This window comes from Pseudomonas pisciculturae (assembly GCF_015461805.1).
Lineage (GTDB): Bacteria > Pseudomonadota > Gammaproteobacteria > Pseudomonadales > Pseudomonadaceae > Aquipseudomonas > Aquipseudomonas pisciculturae.
Genome location: NZ_JACVZE010000013.1, coordinates 77,520 through 93,681 on the forward strand (window position 1 = coordinate 77,520; position 16,162 = coordinate 93,681).

17 protein-coding genes are annotated in these 16,162 nt (G+C 61.0%); 9 read left to right on the forward strand and 8 right to left on the reverse strand.

The features are described from left to right. The first annotated feature begins 59 nt into the window (after positions 1-59). Complete coding sequence (locus ICY20_RS26915) at positions 60-935, forward strand: helix-turn-helix domain-containing protein (RefSeq protein ID WP_159959582.1); 876 nt, start codon at positions 60-62, stop codon at positions 933-935. On the opposite strand, the gene ICY20_RS26920 is transcribed toward ICY20_RS26915, so the two are convergent. The 7 genes from ICY20_RS26920 to ICY20_RS26950 all read right to left on the reverse strand — a co-directional run bounded on the left by ICY20_RS26920 (position 932) and on the right by ICY20_RS26950 (position 10,745). Then, complete coding sequence (locus tag ICY20_RS26920) at positions 932-3,424, reverse strand: LuxR C-terminal-related transcriptional regulator (RefSeq protein WP_194939098.1); 2,493 nt, start codon at positions 3,422-3,424, stop codon at positions 932-934. The genes ICY20_RS26915 and ICY20_RS26920 overlap by 4 nt on opposite strands. A gap of 212 nt (positions 3,425-3,636) precedes the next feature. Continuing rightward, positions 3,637-4,995: a DUF1329 domain-containing protein gene (locus ICY20_RS26925; RefSeq protein WP_159959586.1), complete on the reverse strand. Its 1,359-nt coding sequence runs from the start codon at positions 4,993-4,995 to the stop codon at positions 3,637-3,639. 26 nt (positions 4,996-5,021) lie between these two features. Further along, entirely contained in the window at positions 5,022-6,797 is a 1,776-nt protein-coding gene (locus ICY20_RS26930; RefSeq protein WP_194939122.1) for a DUF1302 domain-containing protein, read from the reverse strand. Positions 6,798-7,294: 497 nt separating this feature from the next. Further along, positions 7,295-8,206: an SDR family oxidoreductase gene (locus tag ICY20_RS26935; protein ID WP_194939099.1), complete on the reverse strand. Its 912-nt coding sequence runs from the start codon at positions 8,204-8,206 to the stop codon at positions 7,295-7,297. Positions 8,207-8,419: 213 nt separating this feature from the next. After that, positions 8,420-9,325 carry an alpha/beta fold hydrolase gene (locus ICY20_RS26940; RefSeq protein WP_194939100.1) on the reverse strand — a complete coding sequence of 302 codons (906 nt, stop codon included), beginning with the start codon at positions 9,323-9,325 and terminating at the stop codon, positions 8,420-8,422. Then, on the reverse strand, positions 9,325-10,107 hold the full coding sequence (locus tag ICY20_RS26945) for a class II aldolase/adducin family protein (RefSeq protein ID WP_194939101.1): 783 nt from the start codon (positions 10,105-10,107) through the stop codon (positions 9,325-9,327). The genes ICY20_RS26940 and ICY20_RS26945 overlap by 1 nt, the downstream gene beginning before the upstream one ends. 182 nt (positions 10,108-10,289) lie before the next feature. Further along, complete coding sequence (locus ICY20_RS26950; RefSeq protein ID WP_159959594.1) at positions 10,290-10,745, reverse strand: flavodoxin; 456 nt, start codon at positions 10,743-10,745, stop codon at positions 10,290-10,292. Positions 10,746-10,882: 137 nt separating this feature from the next. Between ICY20_RS26950 and ICY20_RS26955 the strand changes: the two genes are divergently transcribed. Together ICY20_RS26955 and ICY20_RS26960 are read left to right on the forward strand one after the other, a co-directional pair. Then, the gene (locus ICY20_RS26955) at positions 10,883-11,350 is read left to right on the forward strand and encodes a PAS domain-containing protein (protein ID WP_159959595.1); all 468 of its coding nucleotides are present in this window, start codon (positions 10,883-10,885) and stop codon (positions 11,348-11,350) included. 58 nt (positions 11,351-11,408) lie between these two features. After that, a complete protein-coding gene (locus tag ICY20_RS26960; RefSeq protein ID WP_159959597.1) occupies positions 11,409-12,014 on the forward strand; it encodes a hypothetical protein in 606 nt (201 codons plus the stop codon). Positions 12,015-12,016: 2 nt separating this feature from the next. Here the strand turns inward: ICY20_RS26960 and ICY20_RS26965 are convergent, their stop codons facing one another. Continuing rightward, a complete protein-coding gene (locus ICY20_RS26965) occupies positions 12,017-12,973 on the reverse strand; it encodes a MerR family transcriptional regulator (RefSeq protein ID WP_194939102.1) in 957 nt (318 codons plus the stop codon). Between the two features lie 214 nt (positions 12,974-13,187). Between ICY20_RS26965 and ICY20_RS26970 the strand changes: the two genes are divergently transcribed. From ICY20_RS26970 to ICY20_RS26995, 6 genes are read left to right on the forward strand one after another with little or no spacing between them, the layout of a single operon-like run. Next, on the forward strand, positions 13,188-13,748 hold the full coding sequence (locus ICY20_RS26970; protein ID WP_194939103.1) for an antibiotic biosynthesis monooxygenase: 561 nt from the start codon (positions 13,188-13,190) through the stop codon (positions 13,746-13,748). A 57-nt stretch (positions 13,749-13,805) separates the two neighbouring features. Then, entirely contained in the window at positions 13,806-14,516 is a 711-nt protein-coding gene (gene folM, locus ICY20_RS26975; RefSeq protein WP_194939104.1) for a dihydromonapterin reductase, read from the forward strand. Positions 14,517-14,536: 20 nt separating this feature from the next. Beyond that, positions 14,537-15,097: a GTP cyclohydrolase I FolE gene (folE, locus tag ICY20_RS26980; protein WP_159959605.1), complete on the forward strand. Its 561-nt coding sequence runs from the start codon at positions 14,537-14,539 to the stop codon at positions 15,095-15,097. Positions 15,098-15,099: 2 nt separating this feature from the next. Next, complete coding sequence (folX, locus tag ICY20_RS26985) at positions 15,100-15,477, forward strand: dihydroneopterin triphosphate 2'-epimerase (RefSeq protein ID WP_159959607.1); 378 nt, start codon at positions 15,100-15,102, stop codon at positions 15,475-15,477. A 15-nt stretch (positions 15,478-15,492) separates the two neighbouring features. Continuing rightward, a complete protein-coding gene (locus ICY20_RS26990) occupies positions 15,493-15,789 on the forward strand; it encodes a DUF1244 domain-containing protein (RefSeq protein ID WP_065908484.1) in 297 nt (98 codons plus the stop codon). Beyond that, entirely contained in the window at positions 15,782-16,123 is a 342-nt protein-coding gene (locus ICY20_RS26995; RefSeq protein ID WP_159959609.1) for a HopJ type III effector protein, read from the forward strand. The genes ICY20_RS26990 and ICY20_RS26995 overlap by 8 nt, the downstream gene beginning before the upstream one ends. Positions 16,124-16,162 lie beyond the last annotated feature (39 nt).

Sequence of the window (16,162 nt, forward strand, 5' to 3'; positions counted from 1 at the left end):
GGTGGGATCACAGCGTCAGCATCCGAGAGTAGGATGCAAGGCGTCAAAGAGAACTCACCATGCCAGACCTGGAATCCCTGCAAGTCTTTCAAGCCCTTAACCGCTCGCCCAACGCACGCCTCGAAGCCTGCGCCGAGCTCGGTGACGGCCTGTCTGCGGCCTTGTGGAGCAACCATCACGATGCCCAGGATTATCAGGCGCCCACCCATCACACCTTGTCGTGCTACATCGGCGGCGGCACCGGCACGTTTCGGCGCGACCAACCCGGCACCAAGGGCGGGCCAGACAAGCTGTGCATCCTGCCGGCCGAGCATCAGTCAGCCTGGGTGATCAACGGCGAGATCCGCCTGGCCCACGTGTATTTCAGCCCGGAGCAATTCGCCCTCGGCTGCGTGACCCTGCTGGACCGCGAGCCGCGCACGCTGCAACTGCGCGAAAGTACGTTTTTGGAAGACGCCAGCCAAGCGCGGCGCTTTCACCAGTTGATTGCCCTCAATTGGCAAGAACCTGCCGAGCGCCTGCTTACCAGCAGCCTGGCCCATGAAATGCTCAGCCACACCCTGCTCAGCCAGGTCGGCGCCCGTGAAGGGTTGCGGTTGAAAGGCGGCCTGGCCGCGCATCAGCGACGACGCCTGGTGGAGTTTATCGACCAGCATCTGGAAGACCCGATCAGCCTGGGCCAATTGGCCGGGATGTGCGCGCTGTCCGAATACCATTTTGCGCGGATGTTTCGCCAAACCTTCGGCCTGCCACCCCATCAGTACCTGCTGGCACGCCGACTCACCCGCGCGCAGGCCTTGCTGCGCAGCGGCGCCCTGCCCTTGAGTGAGATCGCGTTGATGTGCGGCTTCTCCAGCGCCAGCCACTTCACCCACCGCTTTCGCCAGGCCATGGGCGCCACGCCCGGTGAGTATCGCCAGGCGTTCTGCGCCTAAACCATCAACCCCAACGTCTTGGCCTTGGCCACCGCTTGTGTGCGTCGCTCTACACCGAGCTTGCTGTGAATGCGCCGCGCATGGGTCTTGACGGTGTGCAGCGAGATGAACAGGCGGTCGGCGATTTCCAGGTTGGAGTTGCCCAGAGCGATCAGTTGCAGCACTTCCAGTTCGCGCAGGCTCAAGGGGTTTTCCACCGCACCCGGCGTTGCAGCCTGGGGCTCCAGGCCCAACTCGCTCAACAACCCCGGCGAACGCAGACGCAATTCGCGAATCGCTTGTTGCACCTGACAGCGCGCCGCCAAATCCAGCCCGGTTTGCAGCGAACGCCGCGCCAGGGCGGCATCGCCGACTTGCCAGGCCACCTCCCCCAGCACCAGATGCAATTCGGTTTCCAGGCACAACATGCCGCGCTGGTGAGTGCTCGCCAGCAAGGCATTGAGCCGCGCCACCGGTTGCTCCGCGCAGCCCAGTTTTACCTCCGCCAAGACCAGCAGGTATTCAAGACGCGGGATCAGTTCCAACGTGGCCGGCGGCGCCTGTTTGGCCTCGGCCCCACGGAAGTGGCGCAACACCCGGCGCACGGCTTCGACGGTCAACTCGGCGCGGCCCTGCTGCAACCAGAAATGCCCGCTGACCAACAACAGTACAGCGCGGTAGACCGTGTCGGGCACCTGGCGTTGCTGCATCAGGCGTTCAGCGTCACGCAGTTGCACAAACGCCTGGGCGTAATCGCCACGGTTGGCGGCCAGCAAGGCCAGGCCGAGAAACCCGTATAGCACGCGTTTGTCCTGGCTGTGCAGGCACATTTTCAAGCCTGTCTCGAAGCACTCGGCGGCCAGGCTGTCGTGCCCTTGGCGCAATGCCAGATGCCCACGCCGCAGCGCGATGCGCCCGACCAGCGGCCCGGCCTTGAGGCGTTGCTTGAGTAATATCGCCTGCACATTTTCCAGCAGGCTCTGCGCTCGATATGGCGCGCCGCGTTGTTCCAGCAACTGGGCGTGATCCAGCTCCAGCAGCGCCTCCAGCAATAACGAGCCATGGGCACGGGCCAGGCACAGCGCTTCGCGATTGAGCGACTGAGCCACGTCCAATTCACCGCGTAGCAAGGCTTGTTGGGTGAGCCCCGACAGGCACATCAACCGCGATGTCCAAGCGCTCTCGGGTAACGCTTGCAACGCTTCCAGAAAATGCACGCGGGAGCGCTCGGCATCACCGCCCAGGTGCAGCAGCCAGCCCCATTGCGCCTGCCAGCGGGCCAGCAGGTAGCGTTGCAACGCCGCCGTGGGTTGCGGGGCGAAACGGGACAATTGGTCGATACACTGCGCAGCCTGGTCAAAGCGGCCGGCAAACAGTAATGCCGCCGTGACCAGCCCCACCAGTTGCGCCGAGCCGAGCATTAACTCATCGCCATGTTCCTCATGCAGGCGCAACAGCAATACGGCGTTCTGCTGACGGAACAGGTCCTCGAAACTAAAGTGCTGCAACAGGCTGACGGCCACTTCGTATTCTTCGGCCAGCAGCGCTTGCTCGAAGGCGGCTTGCCAGTCCTGTTCGGCGGTAAACCATTGGCAGGCGCGCCGGTGCCAGGAGCGCTTGGCCGGCCAGGGCTCATCGCGTAGCAATTGGGCCAACGGTGGGAAAACCTGCAACCAGTCGGTGTCTTCCCAGGGTTGGATGAACGCACCGAGGGCCTGCAAGTCGCGCAGGTATTGGTCACCGTCACCAAAGCCGAACAGGTGTTCGCACAGCCCGGCGTTGAAGCGCGGCAGGTGGGCGAGCACGCGCCAGGCTTCGGCAAGCTCGGCTGGCAGGGTGATGAACAGTTCATGTTGCAGGTAGTCGAGCAGGGTCTTTTCGGGATGGCCGTCGCCGAGCAAGGCGATGCGCACCCCGGCGCACCAACCGGCGCTGAATTGCAGCACGTTGTCGATGGGCTCCCCCGGCAGCAATTGCTGGATCTCCGCCGGGCTGAATGCCAGCTCGGCGCCGGACTCCAGCAACTCATCGTCGAGCAGCAAGCGCGGCCAATTGCACAGCGGCCGCCGTCGCGCACCCAGCCACCAGGTCAGGGCCGGGCTGCTGGCGCTGAGCAGGCGGTCGAGCAAGGCGTCGGTGAGTGGCGCAGGCAGGCGGCAGAAGTCATCGAGAAACAGCCACGCGGCGGGCTGCCAGCGGGCAAGGTCCAACAGCAGTGTGGCTTCATCGGTAAACGTCAGGCCCAGGTTTTGCGCGAGGCGCTGGCAAAGATCGAGAGGGCTCAAGGCCACGCCGTTGAGGGGCAACCAGTAAACCTGGCAACCGGCGGGCGCCTGCAACGCGCATTCGGCGAGCAACGCGCTCTTGCCGCTGCCGCCTGGGGCGCAGAGTAATTTGACCCGGGCCTGCGCCGCCAACAACGGTTCGGTCAGGCGCGGGCGCAGCACATGGTGGGAGGACAGCCGGGGCATGAATCCAGGACGGTCCAGGCAGCGTGTCATGGCGGTCATTGCTGCATCCTGCTTTTTTATTGTTTTGCAACCTGGCGCCTACCCTAGTCCTGTGATTGGCGGTTGTTGAAGAAGTATTCAGCGGGGTGATTGAAAGGCATGCACAAAACTAAATGTGGGAGGGGTTTGTGTGGGAGCTGGCTTGCCTGCGATGCAGGCAAGCCAGCTCCCACACAAATCCCTCCCACATTTGATCCCGATTTAATCCGGGCTCAGCGCACGCCTTCGGCCCGGAGGGCCGCCGGGGTGTAGTCCGCGGCCTTGGCCTTGAAGCCGAACACGAAGCTGCTCTTCTCTTCGTTCTTCATGCCCAGGGCGATGTAGCGACCGGCGATGATGTCGTACAGGGTTTCCACGGTGTACGCCGGGGTCTGGTGGTTGTAGTAGAACTGCGCATGGCCTTCGGCGACGCGCCACAGTTGGCCACGGCCGTCGTAGTGGTCTACCAGCGCTACCTGCCAGCTGTCTTCGTCGATGTACATGTGGCGCTTGGCGTAGATGTGCCGCTCACTCGGTTTGACCGTACCCACCACTTCCCACACGCGGTGCAGCTCGTAGCGGGTGAGGTCCTGGTTGATGTGGCCAGCCTTGATGATGTCGTCGTACTTGAGCGTGGGCTGGTCAAGCTTGTAGCTGTTGTAGGGGATGTACATCTCTTTCTTGCCCACCAGTTTCCAGTCGTAACGGTCGGGGGCGCCGGAGAACATGTCGAAGTTGTCGGAGGTGCGCAGGCCGTCGGAGGCCGTGCCCGGCCCGTCATACGCCACTTGCGGCGCACGGCGTACGCGGCGTTGGCCGGCGTTGTAGATCCACGCCAGGCGCGGCTCTTTGACCTGGTCTAGGGTTTCATGCACCAGCAGCACGTTGCCCGCCAAACGTGCCGGGGCGGTCACCGACTGTTTGAAGAAGGTCAGCACGTTGGCGGCCTTGGCCGGGTCCATGTCGGGGATCAGTTGCGGCACCGCCACTTCTTCTTCGAAGCGGATCGGCGTGTAGCTGCCGTTGGTCTGCGGCGTGGCCTGGGTGATGATGCGGCGCAGGTTGCCGCCGTGGTAACGGGTGATGTGGTTCCACAGCACTTCCACGCCATTCTTGGGGATCGGGAACGCGTAGTAGCGGTTGCCGGTGAAGTTTTCCAGGCCGTTGCCGTCGTTGATCGGCTTGACGTTCAGCGCGCTGCGCTTGATCGACTCGTAGATGTCCGCTGGCAGGTTGACCGTACGGTGAGTCGAGTACACCGGGATCTTGTAGGTCTCGGGGTAGCGCTTGAACATCGCCACCTGGCCGTCGGAGAGCTTGTCTTTGTACTTGTCGACGGTGGCCGCGGTGATCACGAACAGCGGTTTTTCATTGGCGAACGGGTCGGCAAGAAAGCCCTTGCTGTCCACGGCGCCAGCGTTGGTGGGGATGCCGCCGGTCCAGGCCGGGATCGAGCCATCGGCGTTGCCGGCTTTTTCGGCGCCCACTGGGGTCAGGCTGGTGCCCAGTTTGGCGGCTTCTTCGGGTGACACGGCGGCCAGCACGTTTGCCGCCAACAGACTCAGGGCCAATACAGCAATTGTCTTACGCATGGATGCTTGTCCTTGTTTAAGCCAGATCAGAAGTTCGCGCCAAAGCTGAGGGCGAGAAAGTCACGGTCAGTCAGGGTGTTGTAGTCGCCACCGAAAAAGTCGGTGTAGCTCAGGCTGGCGGTGTAGGTGCTGCGGTAATCCGCATCCACGCCGATGCTGATGGCCTTGGCGCCTTTGTTGAACAGCCCGTTGGGGCCATAACCGGCCACGTCATGGGACCACGACAGGTTGGGCTTGAGGTTCACGCCGAACAGCGCGTTGTTGTAGTCGAGGATCGCTCGGGCGCGGTAGCCCCAGGAGTTGGCGGTGACAAAGCCGTCGGTGTCGCCCTGGAAACCGTACGCACCGTAGACCGAGTCACGGCCGTAACGCAGTTTGGATTTGTCTTCCAGACCGCCAACGTGCACGTAGGCCGCCTCGCCCACCAGCGTCAGGCGTTCGGCGCCCAGCACCTGGTCGAAGAACTGGGTCATGGTGCTTTGGATCTGGGTGATTTCCTTGCGGCGGTAGCCTTTGTTGTCGTCGCCGAAGTTGCTGCGGATGGGTGAGGCCAGTTGGCCAGACGTGGGGTTGATCAGCGCCAGGGTCAGGTCGGTGGTGTTGAGTTGCACCGGGGCATTGGGGCGGTAGCTGATCTCGCCAGTCCACGCCGTGCCGGTAGGCAACGTGGTGGAAAAACTCGCACCGAACAGGCGGATATCTTCCGGGTATTCAAGGTAGTACTTGCCACGGCCGAGCATCAGGCTTTGGACCAGGCCCTGGCCGCTGCCGGCCACAAAACCGTCGGCGGCAGCCGAGATAGCGGCCAGCGTGAGTGGGTTGGCCGTGTTGGTGATGGTGCCGACCGTCGGGGTACGACTGTGGTAGTTCATGAAGTACAGGCCGTACTCGGTGTCGTCCCCCAGCCAGCGCAAGGCGGTGCCGAACTGACCGGAATCCCGTGCATCACGGTCTCCGGCGCGACGTACGATCACCCCTTCATTGGTCGTGCTGAACCCTTGGCCCGCCCCTGCCGCTATCGGTTGCAAGGGTGCAATTGCCGGGTTACCCACGGTGTAGTTATTGGTGCAGCCATCCGCCGCCACATCGCCACCGAAGAAGGTGCCGCAGTTATCCAGCACCGTCTGGTCCCACTCCAACTGGTAGAAGCCTTCTACGGTCAGTTGGTTGGTCAGGCTTTGGGACGCGAACAGCATGTTGACCGGAATCAGCCCTTCCTTGATCTCGGCGCCAGGCCGTCGAAACGCCGACACGTCGATAGGGTTGATGCTGTTGATGGAGTTGCCGATGAAGGTACTTTCACCCCAGCTCACCACTTGCTTGCCCGCCCGCACAGTGCCCGGCAGGTCGCCCAGTGAGTAGTTGTGGTAGACGAACGCATCGAGAATCTGCGCACCGCTGGATTTAGCGCCTTCTTTGCGGTTGTGGTTGCTGATCGGCTTGAACTCGCGGTCTTCGTCTTGCAACTCGAAGTCGTACCAGTACTTGCCGCGAACGAACACGCCGGTATCGCCGTACTTGAGCTCCAGGTCGTGCAGGCCCTTGAAGATCTTGGAGAAGGTCTCGCCCTTCTTGAAGTTCAGACGACCGTCGTCCCCCGTGGAAGCCTGCCCGGTACCGCCGTTGACGGTGCCCACCAGCTTCTTGTCGGCATCGCGCATGCCCCAACTCGCGCCCACCGACAGCGAAGAATCGAATTGCCCTTCGATCTCGCCAATGTTGAACGAAACAGCCTGTGCCTGGGCACAGCACCCTAACGCAACCGCTACGGCCAGCGCCTGTGGCCTGAAGATGGCGCGCATTGTTGTTTTTGTCATGCGTCTTCCCCGGTGAGTGACAGAAGGCCCCACCCTACTGCCGCTCATGAAGAGCGATAAGCGCACAAAGGAGGGATTCGTGTTGTCGCCCGAAAGGATTACCAAGCGCTCTGGGCTGCGTCTGGGGGCGGGCATCGGCGAGGTGGATGGTGAGCTATCAGGAGAATGGATGGAGCTCTGGGCGACTGTTGCCATATCGGTAACAGTCCTTGTCCTGAAGCGCTCTTACTCAAATTGTTACAACCCACTATTCTTGCCGGGCTTTCAGGGCAAATGGCCCGCTTCCCACCCGGAAGAAAAGCCAGATTCAAATGGATTGATGCCTGTTTTCAGTCTGTTACCGGTGTTCACTGACGTTGATTTATTGCTCCTTGATCAAACGTCTTACTTCGGCCGCTGCCTCTGCAGCGGCCTTTTTTATGCCCCAAATAAAACGGGGCGCCCAAGGCGCCCCGTTGTATTGCGTGGTTTTCCAGCAACGATTACAGGCTGTACTTCTGCAAGTTGTCCATCATCTGCTTGAGCGCCTCAATCGTGTCCTTGGGGTGCACGGCGCCTTCGAAGTCGCAGATCTGTTGCCACTGCGCCGCCACATCGTCAGGGGAAAAACCCGCCTCTGGGTCGAAACCCACGCCCAGGCTGCGCTCCCAGCGAGTCTTGCCGATCCAGCCGCCGCCCACTTCAAACAATCCTGAGGTTTCCTGGCAGGCGTCACTGCCCAGGTACACCACCAGCGGGCTAACCAGCTCCGGCTTGAGGCGCTCGAACACTTGCGGCGGTATGAGGCCTTCGGTCATGCGTGTACCGCCCGTGGGGGCGATGGCGTTGACCAGAATGTTGTTCTTGCGCCCCTCAATCGCCAGGGTACGCGTCAAACCGTACAGGCCAAGCTTGGCCATGCCGTAGTTGGATTGCCCGAAGTTGCCGTAGATGCCCGAGGTGGACGAGGTGAAAATCACCCGGCCGTAGCCTTGCTCACGCATATGGGGCCAGGCGGCGCGGGTGACTTTCCACGCGCCCTCGACGTGCACTTGGTAGACCAGGTCCCAGTCGCTGTCGTCCATTTTGTGGAAGGTCTTGTCCCGCAGGATGCCAGCGTTATTGACCACTACATCGATACGGCCAAAGACGTCGAGGGCGTGCTGCACGATCTTGTCACCGTCGGTGACAGAGTCATGGTTGGCTTCGGCGATACCGCCGGCTTCGCGAATTTCGGCTACCACACGGTCGGCGGCCGAGGCATTGGCACCTTCACCCTGGGTGGAACCGCCCAGGTCATTGACCAGCACTTTGGCCCCGTGTTTGGCGAACAGCAGCGCATGGGCCCGGCCCAATCCGCCGCCGGCACCGGTGACGATCACGACCTTATCCTGAAACTGCACTGACTCACTCATACCGAACTCCAATGGCGACAATGGGAATGGGTTGAGTGTCGGGCACGGGGGCTTTGGTCACAATAACTACGGTTATGGCTGAATGGTGCGCGATAAGGCTGGGGGATGATGGCCGATGAGCCGCTGATGCTCTAACGGTGGAGCCCGCTTTTTGTGGGAGCTGGCTTGCCTGCGATACAGGCACCTCGGTCATTCAGGCACACCGAGGTGATGCTATCGCAGGCAAGCCAGCTCCCACACGGGGCCGGCAATTCGCTCGCGAAACGCCAGGTAGTGCTTGAGCACCTGCACCGGCGCTTCAAACTGCGGGTAATGGCCGATATTGGCCAGCAACACCGTATCGGCGTAAGGCACCAGCTCACGGTAACGCGCCACCATATGGGCACCGGAAATCGGGTCGACTTCACCGTTAATCACCCGCAGCGGTACTTCATCCTGTTGCATCGCCTGCACCCAGCGCTCCCGCAGGCGTCGGCGCTGGGGCACGTAGGCAATGAGTTTATGCAGGATGCGCGTGCCGCCATTGCAATCGAGCAGGCTCCAGAAATCATCCAGGGCGCTTTCGCTCGGCCGTGTGTTGGGGCCGAAAATCTGGCTGAAACTGTCGGACAAGGAACTGCGCCCGAAGGCGCGACCGATCATCCAGCCCAGGGGGCTGAGCAACAGTTTTTGCACCAGAGCCGGGCGATGGGTCTCGGGGAACAAACCGCCATTGAGAAACACACAGCTTGCCATCTGGAAACGGCCTTCATAGTGCCGGGCCAACAATTCCTGGGCGACACTGTCACCGTAATCATGGGCCAGCACATGCACCGGCTGGTCCACGCGCAGGTGCTCAAGCAACGCCTGTTGCAGATCCGCCTGCTCCAGCAGGCAGTAGTCGTGGTCCAACGGCTTGTCAGAGTCGCCAAAACCGAGCATGTCGCAGGCAATCACCAGATTACGCTGGGCCAGGGGTTGCCACAGGTAGTGCCAGTCCCAACTGGCGGTCGGGAAGCCATGGATCAGCAACAACGGCTCGCCCTGCCCCGCCACCCAATAACGAATGGTGCGGCCACGAAAGACGAAGTCCTGGCCGCGCTTGCGCCAGGCTCTAAGCGGGATCTCGGCGAGTGGCATCAGCTTTTATACCCAGGATCGAGACTGTCCAATTTACGCAGCAACGCCGGCCAGGCCAGCGCGCCCCCCATGCCTTGTGCACTCTTGGTGACGGCGGCCACCATCGCCTTGGCGCCAGCGAGAATCTGCGGCCCGATGGCGATCAGTTCAGCACCGCCATTTTGCGCCAGCACCTGAATATCGCAGGCGCGCTGAAACGTGAACATCATCAGGAAGGTGTCGGAGATGGTGCTGCCACAGGTCAGCAAGCCGTGGTTGTGCAGCATCAGGAAATTGTTCTGACCCAGGTCGGCCTGCAAGCGGGCCTTTTCTTCGTGGTTCAGCGCCACGCCCTCATAGGCATGAAAAGCCAGGCTCGACAGCACAAAAATCGATTGCTGGCTGATGGGCAATACACCCTGCTTCTGCGCCGACACCGCCACACCCGAGGCGGTATGGGTGTGCAATACACAGGTGACGTCGTGGCGCACTTCATGGATGGCGCTGTGGATGGTGTAGCCCGCCGGGTTGATCTCGTAAGGGCTGTCCATCAGCTTGTTGCCGGCCTGGTCAACCTTCACCAGGCTTGATGCGGTGATCTCGTGAAACATCAGCCCATAAGGGTTGATCAGAAAATCATCGGTGCCCGGCACCTTGGCCGAGATGTGCGTAAAGATCAGGTCGTCCCAGCCGTGCAACGCCACCAGGCGATAACAGGCCGCCAGGTCTACACGGGCCTGCCACTCGGCCGCACTGACCTGATCTTTGACATTTTGTGGCGATGCAACAGGGGCTAGGCTCACGGCAACGACCTCCTTGGCGCACGTTCTTATTGTTTTTTTGGGTGATGGGCCAGTCTAGTCAGACCTCATGACGGAAGTAGTTGCCTTCGCAGCCAGCTTGATGACCGAACGAGTCAGCGTGAAGAATAGTTCAAGTCGGTGTCACCCGCGTCAGAGAAGCGCCGCCAATAAAGGCGCGATAATCACGTGCGCAGTGCAGTCACCAACTCCGCCAGCCAAGGTTCGGCGTCGGTTTCGGGGGTGACGCTTTCGCTGGCGTCCAGGCGCAGCATCGGCAGCACTTCGCGCACACCCAGCTCGCCAAACAGCTCGCGCATTTGCTCACCGCCGCCGCAGAAGGTGTCACCGTAACTGGCATCGCCCAGGCCGATCACCGCACCGGGCAAGTCGCGCAAGGCGGCCGGCAGTTGGTCGCGCAGGGTCGAATACAGCGGTTGCAGGTTGTCGGGCAGCTCACCCATGCCGGTAGTGGACGTCACTGCCAACACCGCATCCGGTGCAAAGGCTTGCACATCTGCCAGCGTCGCGCGGGCGTTGTGCCAGGCCTCAAAACCGGCCGCGTTGAGGATATCGGCCGCGTGACGGGCGACTTCTTCAGCCGTGCCGTAGACCGAGCCGGAAAGGATGGCGACTTTCATCAATCTGATCCTGTAGTTGAGCGAAAGCGTGGGATATTACCAGCTCAACCCACCCACACGAAAAAACGTCGCCACCCCGTGGACAGATTGGCGCAGTGTCTTAGACTTGCGTCACCTCAAAAGGACGGATTCCCCGCATGATTAACGCTCAACTGATGCAAATGGTCATTGACGCCTCTAACGACGGCATCGTCATCGCTGAACGGGAAGGCAAGGACTTGCCGCTGATCTACGTCAACCCGGCGTTCGAACGCCTGACCGGGTATACCCGCGACGAAATCCTTTATCAGGACTGCCGTTTCCTGCAATCGGGCGACCGCGACCAACCGGCGCTGATGGCCATCCGCGACGCGTTGAGCAGTGGCGCAAGTTGCCGCGAAACCCTGCGCAATTACCGCAAGGACGGCACGCATTTCTGGAATGAGCTGTCGTTATCAACAACTTACAACCCGGCCGACAAACAGACCTACTTCGTGGGTGTGCAAAAAGATGTGACGGTGCAGGTCAAAGCCCAGCAACGCGTAGCCCAACTGGAAGCCCAGGTGGCTGAGCTCAAGGCAGAGCTGGCCACACTCAAGGCGACGAGCGGATCTAACAAAAATTAGAAAAAACGGTCATTAAGAGGATAATGGCGTTTTAACACCTACCCGTTGAGCAAGCCCCATGCAACGCGACGCACTTCTGACGCAGGACGAGCTGGATTTCATTCAGATGATGCACCACAACCCGCAGCTCAACCTGCGGGATGCGTCGTCGAGCCTGACCGTCAATGGTGGCGCGCAGATCCGCGATTTGCTCACCCGCCTGGCCGCCCACGACCACGTGACCATTCAGGCACAATTCGACAACCAGCAACTGACCTTTCCTCTGCAGTTGGTGGAAGACGAGTTTCACGCCGTGCACTTGCGCCTGGGCGTACCGACGATTTTTGAAGATGGCCCGATGATCCGCCCTTGGCGTCTGGCGCTGGAGGCACCGGTAGCCCTGGAAAACATCAAGGGCCAACCGGGCGCGCTGTGGGTGCATGAAGTGTCGTTCAAGGGTGTACTGGTGGAAGTTCGCGGCCGGGTCAAACCGCCGAAAAGCTTTTCGCTGTGGTTCAGCCCCTCGGGCTATGAGCGTATTTCGCTGCGGGGCACCTTCGAGCGTGAAACCGCGCGCGGCCTGTTTGCCTATCGGCTGAACCAGAGCGACGCCGACGAAACCGAACGCCTGCGCCAATTCATCCTGCATCAGCACCGTCTCGTACACCCCGAGATCCACGCCTGAGATCAGGTGTCCAGGCTGCCGCTCAAAAATTGCTGCAAGCGCCGCTGCATCAACCGTCCTTCGTTGCCCAGGCAGCCAATCGGCGAACCTGCCAGGCTTTCTTCTGCCAGGTCCGACGCATCACCGGCCAGCATCAACGGGCAATCCAGCGTCAGTGCCAGACGCTGGAGCCGTAGCGGCAACTCGCTGCCGGGCGAGCGGTTGGAAAACAGCACCAGCGCCTCAGGATGGGTCTTTTCACAGATCAGCGTCAGCTCATCAAAAGGCTGGCCGACGCCGAGAAGCTTCACGGCCAACTGGTCTGTCGACATCAATACACCCGCCACCAGCAACTCCAGCTCGCGGCACTCCCCGGCGATGGCCGCCAGCAGCACCCTTGGCACCGGTAAGGCGACCATCATGTGCAAGCGCTGCGCCGTGCGCGAACGCAGGAAATTGTCGAAGAACAACCATTCACTGGTCTGGCCAAAACGCCCTTGGTGGCGCAACAGTTGCTGCCACAACGGCATCAGAATGTCCTGGAACACCACGGCGATGGGGTAAGCCGAGAAAATCTGGCCATAGAGGCGGTCTAGCTGGCGGTCGTCGAAGGCACTGATGGCGATGCGCAGTTGGGCATGCCACTGGCTCCACTCCAATTCAGTGTCCATGCCTGCCCCGTCGGCAGACTCGCCCTGTAAGTCATCACGAGCCAGGATCCTGCCCACTTTGCTCACCGCAACGCCGCGCTCGATCCAGTCGAGGATGCGGTGCACGGTGTCGATATCGGTGCTTGAGTACAGCCGATGCCCGCTTTCGGTGCGAACCGGCTGGATCAAACCGTAGCGCCGCTCCCAGGCGCGCAAGGTAACGGGGTTGACGCCGGTCATGCGTGCAACTTCGCGAATCGGAAACAACACCTCTGAATCAGCATGACTGGCCTGGGCAATTTCGCGAAGAGGAGCAATGATTTCGGGCATCTGGAGTCGCAATTTCCATACGGGTTTGGATCCCATTTAACGCTGATTAGCGCGCGTGATTCAAGGTTTTCGACGATACGTCCGAAGTGTCTGGCGTATTTGTGTAAAACAGGAATAATCCTTGCCTGTTTTTTCTACGTCGCTGCAACACCCCGCAGCCTCGTTTGTGCGCCACCTACCCGGTTCAGCGCGCCCGTTTATTTGGAGATACACAATGTCTACCTCCCCCGTCACCCTGATGGTTGCGCGCCGCGTGGCCAAGGGTCGTTACGAAGAATTGATGGCCTGGCTGCGCGAAGGCGAGCAATTGGCCACTGACTTTCCCGGTTACCTGGGCTCCGGCGTGCTCGCCCCACCGCCCAATGATGATGAATTCCAGATTATTTTCCGCTTTGCCGATGAGCAGACCCTGCATGCCTGGGAGTTTTCTGCCTCACGCAGCGCGTGGCTTAGCCGTGGCAGTGACTTGTTTGCCAACCCGCACGAACACCGCGTGCAGGGTATCGACGGCTGGTTTGGTGCCGTGGGTGCGCGCCCGCCGCGCTGGAAGCAGGCAGTGGCTATCTGGCTGGCGTTCTTCCCGGTGTCGCTGATCTTTAACTTTGTGCTGGGCCCGCTGCTGGGCGAACTGGATTTGGTGCCCCGCGTACTGGTCAGCACCCTGGCGCTGACGCCACTGATGGTTTACCTGTTCATCCCGCTGTCGACCCACCTGCTGGCCAACTGGCTGCATCCCGCCCCCACTCCACGCAAGGCCACCGAAGCCGCTGCGTGAGTACAGGGGGGCCCGGTCGCTGGTATGATTTGAGCCTGCCAGCGAATCGAGCCCCCCATGAGTGCAACAGACGCCCCGATCCTGATTACCGGTGCCAGCCAGCGTGTCGGCCTGCATTGCGCCCAGCGCCTGCTGGACGAGGGCCATGCGGTGATTTTCAGCTACCGCAGCGAACGTCCCGGCGTGCAGGCCCTGCGCGAGCGCGGCGCGCTCGGTGTGTTTGCCGACTTCTCCAGTGAGGCCGGCATTCTGGCGTTTATCGCCGAGCTGCACAGCCACACCCAAAGCCTGCGCGCGATCATCCACAACGCTTCGGCCTGGGTTGCGGAACCCCCTGGCGATGAAAGCCGCGCCTTCACCGACATGTTCAGCGTGCACATGCTTGCGCCCTACCTGATCAACCTGCATTGTTCACCCTTGCTGCAGCGCTCGACACCAGCCGACATCGTGCACATCAGCGATGACGTGGTGCGCAAGGGCAGCCGCCAGCACATCGCCTATTGCGCCACCAAGGCCGGGCTCGACAGCCTTACGCTGTCGTTTGCCGCGCAGTTTGCGCCGTCGATCAAGGTCAACGGCATCGCCCCGGCGATGGTGATGTTCAACGACGGCGACGACGCCGCCTACCGCGCCAAGGTGCTGGCCAAGTCAGCGTTGGGCATTGAGCCTGGCCCCGAGGTGATCTACCAGAGCCTGCGTTACCTGTTGGATAACCCCTACGTCACCGGTACCACCCTGACCGTCAACGGCGGGCGGCATATCAAGTAAGCCGTTTGTGAGGATGTTGTATGACCTTATCCCTGCCCCAACACTACCGCGAGATTCTCAAAGGCCTGGGCGAAGACCCGGAGCGCGAAGGTTTGCTCGACACCCCAAAGCGCGCCGCCAAGGCGATGCAGTACCTGTGCCACGGTTATGAGCAAAACCTGGACGAGATCGTCAACGGCGCGCTGTTTACCTCCGACAATGACGAGATGGTGATCCTCAAGGACATCGAGTTGTACTCGCTGTGTGAGCATCACCTGCTGCCCTTTATCGGCAAGGCCCATGTGGCCTATATTCCGACCGGCAAGGTGCTGGGCCTGTCGAAGCTGGCGCGCATCGTCGATATGTATGCGCGGCGCCTGCAGATCCAGGAAAACCTCACCCGGCAAATTGCCGACGCCATCCAGGGCGTGACCCAGGCCGCCGGCGTGGCGGTGGTGATCGAAGCCAAGCACATGTGCATGATGATGCGCGGTGTCGAAAAACAGAATTCAACCATGAACACCTCGGTGATGCTCGGCGCGTTCCGCGAGTCGAACACCACGCGCATGGAGTTCCTGCAACTGATCGGACGGAGCAAGTAGCAATGCCACAACTTCAACCAGGCATGGCGCGCATCCGGGTCAAGGACCTGTGCCTGCGCACCTACATCGGCATCAATGAGGACGAGATCCTCAACAAGCAGGATGTGCTGATCAACCTGACCATCCTGTATGCCGCCCAGGAAGCCGTGCGCGACAACGACATTGACCACGCGCTGAACTACCGCACCATCACCAAGGCAATCATCGCCCACGTCGAAGGCAACCGCTTTGCCTTGTTGGAGCGCTTGACCCAGGAACTGCTGGACCTGGTGATGAGCAATGAATCGGTGCTGTACGCCGAGGTAGAAGTGGACAAGCCCCATGCGCTGCGTTTTGCCGAGTCGGTATCGATTACCCTCGCCGCCAGCCGCCAACCCTGAATTTGCGTGAGCCCTATGAACGACCAACAACGCCTCGAACTCGAAGCCGCCGCCTTCCGCCGGCTGGTGGCCCATCTGGACAGCCGCAAGGATGTGCAGAACATCGACCTGATGAACCTCTCCGGTTTCTGCCGCAACTGCTTGTCCAAGTGGTACAAGGCCGAGGCCGATGAGCGCCATATCGAGCTGAGCCTCGATGACGCCCGCGAAGTGGTGTACGGCATGCCGTACGCCGAGTGGAAAGCCCAATACCAGAAAGAAGCCAGCGCCGACCAACAGGCCGCGTTCGCCAAAGGAAAAACCCATGACTGATCTGAACACCCTGCGCGCCAGCCTCAATAGCGGCGAACATGTTTTTGCCGACACCCTGGCGTTTGTTGCTGCAGGTTATGAGTACCAGCCGCAGGCCTTTACCAATGGCGATGTGGAAAACGCTGCCGGGCAGAATGAAGGGTCGTGCAAGACCTTGGGTTTGGCCGTGCTGGAAGGCTTGAGTGACCAGGAAGCGTTGCTGGCGTTTGGCGAGCATTACCGCTCGGTGGTAGCCACGCCTGAGGGCAGTGACCACGCCAATATCCGTGCACTGATCGCCCACGGCCTGGCCGGGGTGAAGTTCACCGCACAACCCCTCACCCGCAAATCCTGAGTCAGACATAGAACCAAATGTGGGAGGGGGCTTGCTCCC

What these genes read in the sequence shown, in the direction of transcription:
- ICY20_RS26915 (WP_159959582.1), top strand. Translation starts at nt 60, where the DNA reads ATGCCAGACCTGGAATCCCTGCAAGTCTTTCAAGCCCTTAACCGCTCG.
- ICY20_RS26920 (WP_194939098.1), bottom strand. Translation starts at nt 3,424, where the DNA reads ATGACCGCCATGACACGCTGCCTGGACCGTCCTGGATTCATGCCCCGG.
- ICY20_RS26925 (WP_159959586.1), bottom strand. Translation starts at nt 4,995, where the DNA reads ATGCGTAAGACAATTGCTGTATTGGCCCTGAGTCTGTTGGCGGCAAAC.
- ICY20_RS26930 (WP_194939122.1), bottom strand. Translation starts at nt 6,797, where the DNA reads ATGCGCGCCATCTTCAGGCCACAGGCGCTGGCCGTAGCGGTTGCGTTA.
- ICY20_RS26935 (WP_194939099.1), bottom strand. Translation starts at nt 8,206, where the DNA reads ATGAGTGAGTCAGTGCAGTTTCAGGATAAGGTCGTGATCGTCACCGGT.
- ICY20_RS26940 (WP_194939100.1), bottom strand. Translation starts at nt 9,325, where the DNA reads ATGCCACTCGCCGAGATCCCGCTTAGAGCCTGGCGCAAGCGCGGCCAG.
- ICY20_RS26950 (WP_159959594.1), bottom strand. Translation starts at nt 10,745, where the DNA reads ATGAAAGTCGCCATCCTTTCCGGCTCGGTCTACGGCACGGCTGAAGAA.
- ICY20_RS26955 (WP_159959595.1), top strand. Translation starts at nt 10,883, where the DNA reads ATGATTAACGCTCAACTGATGCAAATGGTCATTGACGCCTCTAACGAC.
- ICY20_RS26960 (WP_159959597.1), top strand. Translation starts at nt 11,409, where the DNA reads ATGCAACGCGACGCACTTCTGACGCAGGACGAGCTGGATTTCATTCAG.
- ICY20_RS26965 (WP_194939102.1), bottom strand. Translation starts at nt 12,973, where the DNA reads ATGCCCGAAATCATTGCTCCTCTTCGCGAAATTGCCCAGGCCAGTCAT.
- ICY20_RS26970 (WP_194939103.1), top strand. Translation starts at nt 13,188, where the DNA reads ATGTCTACCTCCCCCGTCACCCTGATGGTTGCGCGCCGCGTGGCCAAG.
- folM (WP_194939104.1), top strand. Translation starts at nt 13,806, where the DNA reads ATGAGTGCAACAGACGCCCCGATCCTGATTACCGGTGCCAGCCAGCGT.
- folE (WP_159959605.1), top strand. Translation starts at nt 14,537, where the DNA reads ATGACCTTATCCCTGCCCCAACACTACCGCGAGATTCTCAAAGGCCTG.
- folX (WP_159959607.1), top strand. Translation starts at nt 15,100, where the DNA reads ATGCCACAACTTCAACCAGGCATGGCGCGCATCCGGGTCAAGGACCTG.
- ICY20_RS26990 (WP_065908484.1), top strand. Translation starts at nt 15,493, where the DNA reads ATGAACGACCAACAACGCCTCGAACTCGAAGCCGCCGCCTTCCGCCGG.
- ICY20_RS26995 (WP_159959609.1), top strand. Translation starts at nt 15,782, where the DNA reads ATGACTGATCTGAACACCCTGCGCGCCAGCCTCAATAGCGGCGAACAT.